Below are 11,686 nucleotides of genomic sequence, written 5' to 3'. Positions count from 1 at the left end.
AGTATAAAATAGATGCCATTCATTTTAATTTGATATATAAATTGATTTCACTTTTAACATTTAGGAAATTATTAATTTAATGAAATCCAATATATTAATTGATTTTGATGTTTTCCTATCCAAGAGTTTTAAGGCAAAAAGATTTGAAAAAGATTTCCAAATATCCCTGCGATGATGAAATCAAGGATGCTTACACCAAATATTTGACTAATTATGCATTCGAGGAGTTTGCGGATTTCTGTCAGGAGAGTGATGAAGGGAATTTTGAGGATAAGATTTTCAAGTTCACCGATTTGCAGCTTGAAAAGTTTGAACCCAATTCTCTAATTTGGGTTTCCCATGTGATGCTCAATTTCATGATATACTTCAATGTCAATCTTGATTATGGTCAGTATTATGATGCCTATGCTTCTGCTATCCAGCTGACTGTTCTCTCATGCGCAATGACTATGTCAATAGAAAAGATTCCCTTTGAGGAGGTTCCGTTCCCTGAAAATTCCAAGATCAATTTTGAAAAGTTTTTCAAGACCTGTCCCGATTTCAGATTTAATTTGAAAAAGGACTGCGAATTGGCGCATAAGTCCTTCAACACCAATTTTGATTTCACAATCGATGAGTTCTATACTAAAATGGAAGAGCATTTCAGGGAAAACGGCTATCTTAAAGACAAATAATTTCACGGCATATTGCAGATGCACTAATTTTTAGGCATACCTTAATTTTTCGAAAGTTTTATATTCTCTCAAGTCATAATGATATTCATAGTTATGAAAAGGTGATAATTATGAGTGATATGGCGGAAGCTAGAAGACATATGCATGAAAGGGAAGAGCAACGCAAAAAAGACAGCAAATCCAAAAAGATGAAAGTCAAAAACTTCTTTTTCGGCTGTTGTAAAAACGAGTAATCAGGCTTTAGAATACTTTATATTCTATTAGGGTTAACCTTTAATTAGGTTGATATTATGGTTAATTTTGATTCACTAGAAAGTGCAAGAGAATTTTTTTACAAGGACAAATTTGCGGTAAACACAGGAATAACATTGGATGAATTAACTGAAGATGAGGCAATCTGTTCCCTGGACCTGACAGATGAACATAGAAATGCCTATGGCGGCGTGATGGGAGGCGTAATATTTACATTGGCCGATTTCGCATTCGCTGTTCTTTCCAACCAGATTCATCAGTTGACCGTTGCACAGCAAGTTGACATTCACTATCTCTCCGCTCCGAAAGGTGACAGATTGATAGCCAAGGCGACATGCCGCAAAAGTGGCAGGACATCCTCCATTGTCAATGTCGATATTTCAGATGACACAGGACGTGACATCGCCCAATTCATTGGGACTGGGTTTAAATTATAGAAAAGAGTCCATCACTCTTTTTCATATCCCAATAACCTATTTATTTTTAACATAACCTTCAACATCTTGAAGAACTCCTTTTTCTTGGATATTCCTCCGCTTATGGAATTCAATTCAAACGCTTTTTCAAATGAGCTTATCGCATCGGTGATTTTGCCCATCCTGATGAACAGCTCTCCCTGGGCAAACCAGATTTCATCATGACTGGAATCGATGTCCAATGCCTTTTTAAAGTATTTTTCAGCGGATTTGAGGTCCTCCCTGTCCCAGGACTCGATTGCCTTAAGCATCAGGTCATGTGATGTGATCACGTAGCCGTTCTGTTTTTTAATCAATTGGGATTTCAAGTTTATCGCCGCCTTGTTTTTTGTCTCAAGCTTGAAAACAAAATCATAGCAGTTTCTGGCCCTTTCAAATTGGTCCAATTCAGTTAAAACTCTACCTTTTGAAAGTAATGCCGGAACATTGCAATAGTCATTGGCCAGAACACGATTGATGTAGTGCAGCGATTTTTCATATTCTCCATTCGATTCCAGGTACTGTGCCTTGTGAAAGAGTCCAAGAACATGGTCTGGAGATATTTCCAGAAGTTCATCAATCACTTCGATGGCCTCATCGTTTCTTTTAAGTGAAACAAGTGCATTCGATTTTAAAATCAAAAGCTCTTCTGTCCTTTCATTTTTCAGCCGTTCATCGCAAGCCTCCAGGAGCATCTCGTTATATCCTCTTGCCTTATCATCCTCTCCCAGGACATGGGAAAGCTGTGCAAGGTTATTCACCGTACCGATATCCTTGGGATCCAATGCAAGGCATTCCAGATATGTGTTCTGAGCCTTTACGTATTCCCTGTTCTTAACCGCACGTGCCGCCCTTTTTTGAAGTTTATCAAATCTGTTCTTAAAAAGCATGTTTCTCCTCTTTCAAATGATTTGCAATGTTAATCAATGCTGCTGAACTGTAAGGATTCAGGTTTAACAGGTCATTTGTTGTTTCCAGTGATTTGTATGTCCTGTTCAGGCAATTAAGAGATTCCAATTTAAAAATCAGCATCATTTCGTTTTTCGGATATCTGTCGCAAATCAGGATTATGATTTGATGGTATCTTTCGGATTTTTGGGTTTGTTTGGTCAGGGCATAGATTTCAGCTATTTCCATCATTCGGATAATATTTTTAGCATCAATATTGCTTTTAGATTGCATATTTTTTCTCCTAATCTTTGTTGATTAGTTCATATTGGATTATTCGTTTTTAAATCTATGTATTTAATTGATGCAAAAATCATATTGGTCTGTTGGTGATTTAAGCTGAATTGAATATTGTTTTTGTGATGGTCAGGCGTATTACTTTTTTCATTTTGGCAGGTCAATCAAGTGATTTGAAAAAATGTACTGCTTGTCGTTTCACAGTCATATTTCCTTTCATTTCAATCTGTAATCTTTTTAGTAGTTCCTTGGATTAAAATATTGTTAAATAGTTGGTAATTTTTAAAAATAATTGTTTTGATTTGCTTTGATTTTTTGTGTAATCCTAATGAAACCATTTACTTTATAAACTATGAACGTAATAATTATTAAGTGACTAATTAACAAGTCGTGAAAAAAAGTCAATTCGAAGTTTCACTGCCGTGGCTTCGAATTTTTTTATACATTACTGATTGTTGCGAGTGTAAACAATTATGTGGGCAGAAATTTCACTGATTTTTTGCAATGATTTTTTCTTTCATTATCTTAAATGGATCTCCAATTAAATGACATTTTCCAATGTTTCATCTCTTTTATTTGTTCGCATCTTTTTAATTTTTCAATACCTGTCATTTTTCATAAAAACAGAATCGGCAAATCTACATAGGTATGCTATTTTTTAAATATTTCTTACGATAAAGATAATTCCAGTGATTGAAATGGAACTTTTAGACGTGATGCTTGAAAGAAGAAGTACAAGAAAATTCAACGATGAGCCGGTATCCAAATCTGAACTGGATAAGATATTGGCTGCGGCGCTCCTGGCGCCAACCAGCATGAACAGAAAGCCATGCAACTTCATGGTCGTTGAGAGAAAGGAGACCTTGGAGGAGCTGTCAAGATCAAAGGACCATGGCGCAGAATTGATAAATGGTGCCGACAAGGCGATTGTTGTCATTGCTGACACTCTAATTGCCGACACATGGATTGAGGATTCATCAATCGCCATGACATACATGCATCTTATGGCAACCGAATTGGGCTTGGGCAGCTGCTGGGTACAGATACACCTAAGAAGCAGGGACGGCACTGATTCAGAAGGAGTCGTCAGGGACATACTGAAAATAGATGACCACTATAGGATTGTTGGAATCCTTGCATTGGGCCATTCCGATGACATTCCAAGTCCGCACACCATGGACGACATAGACAAAACCAAGATTCATTTTCTCGTTTAGTCACTTAACACCCTTGAGAAGTTACAGAATGTTTATATGTCATTTAAATAAACTTTTATTATAGATTAGCAGAGGGAAAGAAAATGCATGTTAAAGACATATTGGATTATTTCGGTATAAGAGTGAAGTTGCCTCAGCACTGGTACTCAACAGACGTCAGCAATGAATTTGAGGATGCTGAACTTCTTCAAAATGATGAGATTATAAAAATCGAGACCGTTGGAGAAAAGAACACAAAACTGATTGTCATTGATGTGACTGACGGCATGAGCGTTGTCACCAAGTTCCCGGATGGCAAGGTGATAGGCGTCAAGTATCTGAAGAACAAGGATGATTTTGAATACATCGGTAAACCTTCAGAACTGTATTATTAGACAAAATATTTAAATAACTTTTATATATAATCTTAATTAAACATTAGGAGGAATCAAGTATGGCTGATAAAAAAGCTCCTGCAGATGGTTGGCCCGTAATCAGTGGGGACTATATTGTGGGGGATCCGGAAAGTCCAGTTGCAGTAACTACTCTTGCTTCCCACATCGAGGCGGAATTGTCTGGAGCAGCTATTGCAGGACCATGTAAGACAGAAAACCTAGGTATCGAAAAGGTAGTTGCGAATATCATATCCAATCCGAATATAAGATTCTTGATATTGGCTGGCGCAGAAGTGCAAGGCCACATTACCGGTCAGAGCATTCAGGCGTTATATGATAACGGCGCAGACCCTGATAAGAAAAAAATCATCGGCGCAACCGGTGCTATTCCTTTCGTAGAGAATGTTCCTCTTGAAGGTATTGAAAGATTCCAGCAACAATTGGAGATTGTTGATTTGATTGATACAGAGGACATTGGAGCAATTCAATCAAAAATCAACGAATGTGTGGAAAAGGACCCTGGAGCTCTTGAAGAAGATCCTATTGTTATGGAAGTCGATGAGGAAAACCAAAAATTGGTTATTGCTGACGAGAAGAAAGAAGAAGAGGAATCTGAGGCATAATTCTGTCTCAGCTTATTTATTTTTTTTTAATTGCTGTTTTTTGCCTGTTGTATATGGGCGACTTTTTTTGTTTGATGTTTTTGAAAGTCAGTGCGGGAGGACCTTCGCACATTTCTGCTTTTTTGTATTTTTTTAAAAAATACAAAACATTTATATAATACCTAAAATAAATAGTTATTTGCAGTCGGTTACTTGTAATTTTTTAGAAAAGATAAATAAAACAGTTAAGTTTATATACTATTAAATCTAAAATAAGATTGCAAATGTGCATAATCTTTAAAAAAATGCACTCACTAAAAATCCACACCATTGTATTTTAAGGTGAAAAAAGAATAGAGAGGTAATAATATGAACGGAAAAATCAATTGGAGCGAAAAAGTAAAAGATTTAGATAAAACTATCAGACAAGAAATTGGTATTGATGATGATAATGAGGCAAAACATATTCTAATCAAGGTCCAAACAAAATCTGCAGAACCTATCGAACCTGCATTTATTGTTGGCGAAGATGAATTGTTTTTAGACCTGTTTGTCCTTTCACCGCAAGGACCTGGAATAACCTCAACCGCCGTCTTGAAAGACAACATCCAAAGCGTTGGAGTAATCGGTGGAGTTTCCGCAGAAAAGGTTGACCCATCAGAAATTCCAGACGAACCCGCACTTCTCGACGATGTTGCAGGCCTATACCAATAGTTAGTTTTTGGCTCACCACCAAAAACTAATGCTCATTCCACCCACCATACATAACAATTGAACATGGCTTTTAACAAAGCCAAACCTTCTTTTTAAGGGGATTAAAATGAAAAAAGTAAAATTAGGAGATATGGCTGAAATATTCTCCGGATTATCCTATAGACGCTATTTGGATGATAATGGAGACATGTTTAAGGTTGTAGTTCAAAGATCCATAAAAAAAGATGGAATATTGTCCGATTTTGAAGAACTGAGCCTTAAAAGCAACATTAAAGAAAGATTTTTCACAAGAGAAAATGATGTATTGATGAAAATGCCCTATCCTTATGATGTAGTGTGTGTTAAAGAAGAGGGATTGGTCGTAAGTGACAGAATAGCCATTATACGGCTTAGAAAAGGCTATGACCCTAACTTTATAACACATTTACTCACCAATGCTCATATAAGAAAACAGCTTTATGAACTGGGAAGCAGCGAGAAGATACCTCACACATCCCTTAAGGAAATAAAGCAGCTTGAACTGATAGTGCCTGATTTTGATACTCAAGTAAAATACGGGGAACTGCTGAACACCATCAACCATAAGATTCATGAGGACCTGCGTCAGGTCGAGTATGACCGCAATCTCAAGGAAGCGATATTGAACGACCTATGGGGGGACGCCGATGAAATATGATTCAACAAATTATAAGATCCTGAGAAACCTCATATCAAAGTCAAGGAGATTCAACCTTCCGCCCCAAATAGATTATGTAATCATTTACACTTTTTTATACAAATATTGTTCCGACAGCCTTAAGGATCATTTTCTAATGGCAATCCAGGATAAGGAAATCACACTGGATGAGGCATACCGTGACGGATATTACCGCGAATCGCTGAGAGAAGATGCAATGCATCTGTTCGGATACCATTTCGAAAACCCTGAGGCATTCATCGACGAGGTAATAAACAAGAACTATTCCGACAGATTTTTCCTGACAGATTTCTTCAGGGTCTTTCCGGATAACATCACATTCGATGAAAAAAGCAAGGACAGGGAATACTTCAAGTTACTGTTCAAGACAATACGTGAGGAGATATCCGTTAAGGATTTTGAATTTGACAACGAGATGAATCTTGCCATAAAGGAAATAATCTTTTCCATTTCCAAGTTGGACCTTTTTGACAATGCCTTTGAATTCAGAAGGGTTTTTGATGTGATTTCATACTCAAGACTGATGAATGTCGAGTCCAATCCGGAATATGTCTCACAGATACTCTCAACATTGATATCCTGTGAAAAGACCTCCATTAAAAGCGCATATGATCCGTTCATGAAGGACGGAACATCCCTGATGAAATTATCAGACCTTTGCGAGACAGGAGTGACATATTACGGCAAGGAAGAGGACAAGTTGACCTATCTCTACACCATAGCCAGATTCTTCATAAATATCTTCTATCTTGATCATGTGGTCTTTAAAAATGAGGATGCGACCCAATCAATCGATATTGAGGGCGCGTCATTCGATGCAATCCTGTCTGAAATTCCGGTGTCCATAAAGAACTATCATTCAGCCAATAAGAACCAAAGCTTCGAGATTGCCAAAAGAAGCAAACGTGGCGAACTGGAGGATGTGCTGATTGAAAAGTTCGGAATCAAGAGCGATTCATTATCACAGGATGCAGACTGGAACATTGCGATGGAAAATCTCCTTCAGAAAATCGATGTTGAGGAGGATTCGAACGAGGAGTTCACAGGAGAATACGGATCTCTAAAGGACAACGAATTTTTATTCCTGATCAATCTTGTTGATTCACTCAAGGATGACGGAATAATGGCTGTCAGCATTTCACAGAACTTCCTATACAAGAATTCCCTTCAGACACTCAGGAAATACCTGACCCATGAGAAAAACTACATCGATACAATAATAAGCATTCCTGAGGAATTGGGCAGAAGAAGGCCCGAAGTCGTAATAGTGTTTAAGAAGAACAGAACTGACGACGACATCCTTTTCATTGACATATCAAAACAGTTCAAGACACAAAAAAGCGCTAAACTGTTTCCTGGACTCTTTAGAAGAAATCTCATTTTGGCCAATGAAACAATTAACAAGATGAAGGACGTGTTCATCAACAAGCTGACCATCAGCAAGTTTTCGAATGTCATAAAATTAGATGAAATTGCTCAGAATGATTTCAATTTATCTGTATCCCGTTATGTCGATACTTTTGAGGAAGACTTCATCAGATTGGATGATCTGACAGTTGAAAAAAGAGAAATAGATGAGAATATTGAAAATCTCAATCTGAAAATTGAAAAAATGATGAAAGAGTTAGATATCAGATTCTAATGCTGTATTCTCAATGATTTCATCCTTTATTATTTCTTCCATTTTTTTAAAGTAGGACCAATGTATTATTTTGTCATTGTATGCGTATAAGGTTCCAAGGCCGTCCTGGTTCTCAAATGTATATGCCTTTTCAAGTCCTTTAGTTTCCTTTTCGGTAAATGAGGAATCATATGCATTATCAAGGGCATCCTGTGCAGCATCAATGTTTACAGGATATTGGTTTTCATTGATTTCGGCATCAATGAGATAGCTCTTCAGTATCTTTTCGTGAAATTCCTTATAGATTTCTGAGCTTAGAAAGACTTCAAAACCTTCAATCTTGCCGTCAATGATTACTATAATGCCGTTTTGGTCTTTGACTATGTCAAATTCCTTAATAATCTTGTTGTGGTTAATCTTAAGGTTTTCATAGCTTTCTTCCATTGCCGCTGTAGGTGATGAGAATGAATTTTCATGTTCCAACCTATCGATGGATGACCAGATCACATTCTGGAAATGTTCGGAGTCTCTGGAGGCATATTCCTTTGCCACCCGAGTCCTGTGGTTTGCCATGTAATCGGATTGCTTGAATTCGCTTTTGTATGCCCACCTGTTTTTTTCAGTGCAGCTTACAGAAATTTTCATTTTGCTTCGAGCATCAATCACTACTGTCGAATTGACTATCCTGTTCTGGTCTCCTCCAACTATCTCCTCCCCGTCAATCAGGATTAGTGGGGTTACGGAGGCGTTTGTGACGACAAGTGTGTTCACCTGTGATTGGGGGCATTCACTGACTTTGACAAGACCCAGTTCCAGGCCTTTTTTAAGTGTCAGAATATCGATATAAGTCCTTTCTGTCTTTAATGGTATGACAGTTATGTTCTTGTGTGTTTGCGGAGATAACAGTTCTATGTTTGGGTTAATAGTTACATCGTTTCCAAGAGTTATCATTTTCAATCCCCTCAGTAGTTGAATTTAAGTTCTGATGGATTTTCACTTAGGTAATGCACATCACTTTCAGGATCTTCTATTTCAGCTATGAATTCATCGGAATCCAGTATCTTTGCTATTGCAATTGTGTCCTTGATGAATTTGATTTTTGCAAAGTATTCATCGTTGATTTTATCGTAAACTCTTCCTGCACTCATGCATCCTTTAACTACAGTATGAGTGCTGTTTGCAACATAGCCTATCTTTCCAAAATATCTCATTTCACAGGCTATCGCTTCTGTATCATATTTGTTCTCTGGTTCCTTTACTAACTTGACAATGCCGTCTATTGCCAATGGTTTTTGTCCGTGAAGTTTGTTGGATGCAAGTACTGTTATATACAAAATTATCACCTTGTGCATATTTTGTGTGTTGAACTATTTAAAATTAGGTATTTTTCAAAATGGTTGATTGGTAAAAAATAAGAAATTATAGTAGATTTATAATCTACTAACTTTAATTAATGATTCTACAGGAATTCCTTCAATTTCAGAGAGTCCTGCTTTGTCAATCAATACGACAACACAAGTTGGCTCTCCGCCAAGGTCTTTTACGGTATGGATAACCTCTTTTGCGGTTTTTCCACTTGTGATAACGTCATCGACAATGACCACTTTCTTGCCTTCAACGCTTCCGAAATTGGTACTGATGGTACCTTCGTCATCTGTTGAGTCAGCATCTTTCCTATGCTTGTTTGGGTGGAAGATTGCTATGGAAGTGTCCAATCCGGTCATGTCTTCAATGAAATCAGCCATCACTGTTGCAAACGGCACTCCGCTAACCGCAATACCAACTACAGTATCAACTTCCCCATGTGATAATGCCATGTCGCTTAAAGCGCCGGAAACGTAACTTAAACGGGTTGCATTTCCACCGATACTTTTCCAGTTGATAGCAAAATCAACCGGTGCTTCAGTTTTTTCTTCAGTTGCTTTCTGGAGTGTTAACCATCTGGCGGTGTCCATACTGACGTTAAGTTCGTCAGCGATTTCACCGGTGGTAAATCCATGTTGTCTGAGTTCTTGAGCCTTTGCAATTAATTTTTGTTTCACATTATCACCTATTCAAGTTCTTCAAAACTAATTGGTTTATGTTCTTGGGATGATTTGTTTGCAGCGATAACCATTTTAAGAGCTTTAAGTCCATCTTCACCAGTAATTTCTGGCTCTTCTCCTTTCATCACTGCATTTAAGAAGGATTTCAATTCACCTTTAAGAGGTTCTTCATGTTTGATTTGGATGTCTTGAGCAAATTTACCGTATACCTCAATGCTTTGCTTGATGTAGTCGACAGAGATGATTCCTGCGGTACCGGTAAGTTCGAGTTCTCTACGTTTGTAAGGGGTTAACCAGTTAACTTCAACGATTCCTGTGGATTCGTTGTTGAAATTAACCATGATTTCAGCGTGGTCTTCAAATTCGCTGTCATCAAAACTACAGTTCATTGAACCGTAAACCTGAGTGACTTCCTCTTCAAACAGGTAGTTCATGATATCTAAATCGTGAATAGCTAAATCTATTGATACACCGACGTCTTTTATTCTTGGTGGGAGAGGACCTACCCTTTTAGCGAATGCGGATACGATGTCTCCAATGACTCCGTCGTCAACAAGTTCTTTAGCCTTTTGAACAGCAGGATTAAATCTTTCAACGTGTCCGGTTGCAAGCAACACTCCAGCTTCCTTAGCTGCAGCAATCATTTCTTCAGCTTCACTGACTGTGAATGCTATTGGCTTTTCAACTAAAACATGTTTTCCATGTTTGATGGCTTCCATTACCACAGCGTGGTGGAATGTGGTTGGCACACATACGCTCACAGCTTCGATTTCTGGATCTTCGAGCAGATCACTATATTCTGTGAAACCTTTAGCGCCATATTTCTTCTCGATTTTTTTAAGCGCTCTTTCGCTTACGTCACTTACAGCAACTAAATTTGCTTCTTCCATTTTATGGTAGACACGAACATGGTTTTCACCCATCGCTCCTACTCCGACAACTCCTACGTTAATAGTTCTCAATTTGATTCCTCCGTTTAAACATAATCACCGAAAAGCTTTCCGATACGACCTCCAAGTTCAACTGCATTTCTGATGGAGCCCTTTTCGGTTTGCTCTTTAAGGATTTCACCTTCTTTGGTTAATAATATTGAATAAATATTAAATTCATTATCATTCATGCGTGCTATCGCTCCAATCGGCCATTGACAGCCAACTCCGAGCTCTTCCAGCACTTTTTTCTCTGCAAGCACTTCCTGCATTGAGACGTAATCATTTAATTTGGAAATGACTCCCTTGATATCAGAGTCCTTCCTTGTTATGATGGCCAATGCCCCCTGACCTGCAGGAGGGGTAATGTAATCCAGCGGAAATACATTCTTGATGTATTTTGTCAGATTCAATCTTTTAAGGCCTGCCTGTGCCATGATTGTGGCATCAAGATCACTTTCCAAGGCTTTTTGAATTCTGGTTTCAATGTTTCCTCTGATAGGCTTGAGTTCAAATTCCTTATTGTAATGATTACAAAAAGCTTCTCTTCTAAGACTGCTTGTTCCAAGTTTTGACCCGGGTCCAAGTTCATTCCAGTCTTTTTTAGAGATTAAAACTTCATTTGGAGCTTCACGTTTTGGAACAGCTACAATTTCCAAGTCTTCGTCCAATTCGGTAGGCAAATCCTTAAAGCTATGCACTGTAAAATCAACTTCCTCTTCAAGAAGAGCAATGTCAAGCTCTTTTGTGAAAAGGCCCTTTGAATCCATGTTGTATAGTTGTGATGTGGTGATCTTATCTCCTTTGGTCTTGATAATTTCCACATCTATTGATTCGCCAGTTATTTTGGATAAATCTGCACAAACTTGCTTTGTTTGCGCTAAAGCTAATTGACTTCCGCGTGTTCCAACAATCATCTAA

Annotated in this window: 15 protein-coding genes and 1 pseudogene; 9 read left to right on the top strand and 7 right to left on the bottom strand. The window is 37.9% G+C overall.

The features are described 5' to 3' along the window. Positions 1–107: 107 nt before the first annotated feature. The 3 genes from MBBTH_RS06535 (at position 108) to MBBTH_RS06530 (ending at position 1,363) form a co-directional block, all read left to right on the top strand. Positions 108–674, top strand: coding sequence for a hypothetical protein (locus MBBTH_RS06535; protein ID WP_116592258.1), 567 nt, complete (start codon positions 108–110; stop codon positions 672–674). A 110-nt stretch (positions 675–784) separates the two neighbouring features. Then, positions 785–907, top strand: coding sequence for a hypothetical protein (locus MBBTH_RS11195; protein WP_279305944.1), 123 nt, complete (start codon positions 785–787; stop codon positions 905–907). 57 nt (positions 908–964) lie between these two features. Continuing rightward, positions 965–1,363, top strand: coding sequence for a PaaI family thioesterase (locus MBBTH_RS06530; protein WP_116592257.1), 399 nt, complete (start codon positions 965–967; stop codon positions 1,361–1,363). Positions 1,364–1,374: 11 nt separating this feature from the next. Here MBBTH_RS06530 and MBBTH_RS06525 read toward each other — a convergent pair whose 3' ends face one another. Beyond that, a complete protein-coding gene (locus tag MBBTH_RS06525) occupies positions 1,375–2,271 on the bottom strand; it encodes a tetratricopeptide repeat protein (protein WP_116592256.1) in 897 nt (298 codons plus the stop codon). Next, complete coding sequence (locus MBBTH_RS06520; RefSeq protein ID WP_116592255.1) at positions 2,261–2,563, bottom strand: hypothetical protein; 303 nt, start codon at positions 2,561–2,563, stop codon at positions 2,261–2,263. The genes MBBTH_RS06525 and MBBTH_RS06520 overlap by 11 nt, the downstream gene beginning before the upstream one ends. A 701-nt stretch (positions 2,564–3,264) precedes the next feature. On the opposite strand from MBBTH_RS06520, the gene MBBTH_RS06515 reads away from it, so the two are divergent. The 6 genes and pseudogenes from MBBTH_RS06515 (at position 3,265) to MBBTH_RS06490 (ending at position 7,812) form a co-directional block, all read left to right on the top strand. After that, positions 3,265–3,783, top strand: coding sequence for a nitroreductase family protein (locus MBBTH_RS06515; RefSeq protein ID WP_116592254.1), 519 nt, complete (start codon positions 3,265–3,267; stop codon positions 3,781–3,783). Positions 3,784–3,866: 83 nt separating this feature from the next. After that, a complete protein-coding gene (locus tag MBBTH_RS06510) occupies positions 3,867–4,157 on the top strand; it encodes a hypothetical protein (protein WP_116592253.1) in 291 nt (96 codons plus the stop codon). A gap of 59 nt (positions 4,158–4,216) precedes the next feature. Continuing rightward, positions 4,217–4,774 (top strand): annotated as a pseudogene (gene mtrA, locus MBBTH_RS06505) (tetrahydromethanopterin S-methyltransferase subunit A); the annotation flags it as partial. A 354-nt stretch (positions 4,775–5,128) separates the two neighbouring features. Next, positions 5,129–5,473 carry a hypothetical protein gene (locus MBBTH_RS06500; protein ID WP_116592251.1) on the top strand — a complete coding sequence of 115 codons (345 nt, stop codon included), beginning with the start codon at positions 5,129–5,131 and terminating at the stop codon, positions 5,471–5,473. A gap of 106 nt (positions 5,474–5,579) precedes the next feature. Beyond that, positions 5,580–6,149, top strand: a complete 570-nt coding sequence (locus MBBTH_RS06495) for a restriction endonuclease subunit S (RefSeq protein WP_116592250.1) — start codon at positions 5,580–5,582, stop codon at positions 6,147–6,149. Continuing rightward, positions 6,139–7,812 (top strand): N-6 DNA methylase, encoded by a 1,674-nt coding sequence (locus MBBTH_RS06490; RefSeq protein ID WP_116592249.1) that lies wholly within the window; start codon positions 6,139–6,141, stop codon positions 7,810–7,812. The genes MBBTH_RS06495 and MBBTH_RS06490 overlap by 11 nt, the downstream gene beginning before the upstream one ends. Here MBBTH_RS06490 and MBBTH_RS06485 read toward each other — a convergent pair. The 5 genes from MBBTH_RS06485 to hemC all read right to left on the bottom strand — a co-directional run bounded on the left by MBBTH_RS06485 (position 7,795) and on the right by hemC (position 11,682). After that, positions 7,795–8,742 carry an ARPP-1 family domain-containing protein gene (locus tag MBBTH_RS06485; protein ID WP_116592248.1) on the bottom strand — a complete coding sequence of 316 codons (948 nt, stop codon included), beginning with the start codon at positions 8,740–8,742 and terminating at the stop codon, positions 7,795–7,797. The two genes, MBBTH_RS06490 and MBBTH_RS06485, sit on opposite strands and share 18 nt — an antisense overlap. An 11-nt stretch (positions 8,743–8,753) precedes the next feature. After that, positions 8,754–9,125 carry an HIRAN domain-containing protein gene (locus tag MBBTH_RS06480; RefSeq protein WP_243409754.1) on the bottom strand — a complete coding sequence of 124 codons (372 nt, stop codon included), beginning with the start codon at positions 9,123–9,125 and terminating at the stop codon, positions 8,754–8,756. Between the two features lie 96 nt (positions 9,126–9,221). Beyond that, the gene (locus MBBTH_RS06475) at positions 9,222–9,833 is read right to left on the bottom strand and encodes an orotate phosphoribosyltransferase-like protein (protein WP_116592246.1); all 612 of its coding nucleotides are present in this window, start codon (positions 9,831–9,833) and stop codon (positions 9,222–9,224) included. Positions 9,834–9,841: 8 nt separating this feature from the next. After that, positions 9,842–10,798: a Gfo/Idh/MocA family protein gene (locus MBBTH_RS06470; RefSeq protein WP_116592245.1), complete on the bottom strand. Its 957-nt coding sequence runs from the start codon at positions 10,796–10,798 to the stop codon at positions 9,842–9,844. 14 nt (positions 10,799–10,812) lie between these two features. Further along, positions 10,813–11,682, bottom strand: a complete 870-nt coding sequence (gene hemC / locus MBBTH_RS06465; protein ID WP_116592244.1) for a hydroxymethylbilane synthase — start codon at positions 11,680–11,682, stop codon at positions 10,813–10,815. Positions 11,683–11,686: the final 4 nt, after the last annotated feature.

It is taken from the genome of Methanobrevibacter thaueri (genome assembly GCF_003111625.1).
GTDB lineage: Archaea > Methanobacteriota > Methanobacteria > Methanobacteriales > Methanobacteriaceae > Methanocatella > Methanocatella thaueri.
Note: the sequence above shows the minus strand (reverse complement) of the source record. Positions and strands in the feature narration are given on the sequence as shown.

Coding starts and splice junctions, on each gene's coding strand:
- hemC (WP_116592244.1), bottom strand. CDS start 11,682: ATGATTGTTGGAACACGCGGAAGTCAATTAGCTTTAGCGCAAACAAAG.
- MBBTH_RS06535 (WP_116592258.1), top strand. CDS start 108: ATGTTTTCCTATCCAAGAGTTTTAAGGCAAAAAGATTTGAAAAAGATT.
- MBBTH_RS06490 (WP_116592249.1), top strand. CDS start 6,139: ATGAAATATGATTCAACAAATTATAAGATCCTGAGAAACCTCATATCA.
- MBBTH_RS06510 (WP_116592253.1), top strand. CDS start 3,867: ATGCATGTTAAAGACATATTGGATTATTTCGGTATAAGAGTGAAGTTG.
- MBBTH_RS06515 (WP_116592254.1), top strand. CDS start 3,265: ATGGAACTTTTAGACGTGATGCTTGAAAGAAGAAGTACAAGAAAATTC.
- MBBTH_RS06520 (WP_116592255.1), bottom strand. CDS start 2,563: ATGCAATCTAAAAGCAATATTGATGCTAAAAATATTATCCGAATGATG.
- MBBTH_RS06485 (WP_116592248.1), bottom strand. CDS start 8,742: ATGATAACTCTTGGAAACGATGTAACTATTAACCCAAACATAGAACTG.
- MBBTH_RS06525 (WP_116592256.1), bottom strand. CDS start 2,271: ATGCTTTTTAAGAACAGATTTGATAAACTTCAAAAAAGGGCGGCACGT.
- MBBTH_RS06530 (WP_116592257.1), top strand. CDS start 965: ATGGTTAATTTTGATTCACTAGAAAGTGCAAGAGAATTTTTTTACAAG.
- MBBTH_RS06500 (WP_116592251.1), top strand. CDS start 5,129: ATGAACGGAAAAATCAATTGGAGCGAAAAAGTAAAAGATTTAGATAAA.
- MBBTH_RS06495 (WP_116592250.1), top strand. CDS start 5,580: ATGAAAAAAGTAAAATTAGGAGATATGGCTGAAATATTCTCCGGATTA.
- MBBTH_RS11195 (WP_279305944.1), top strand. CDS start 785: ATGAGTGATATGGCGGAAGCTAGAAGACATATGCATGAAAGGGAAGAG.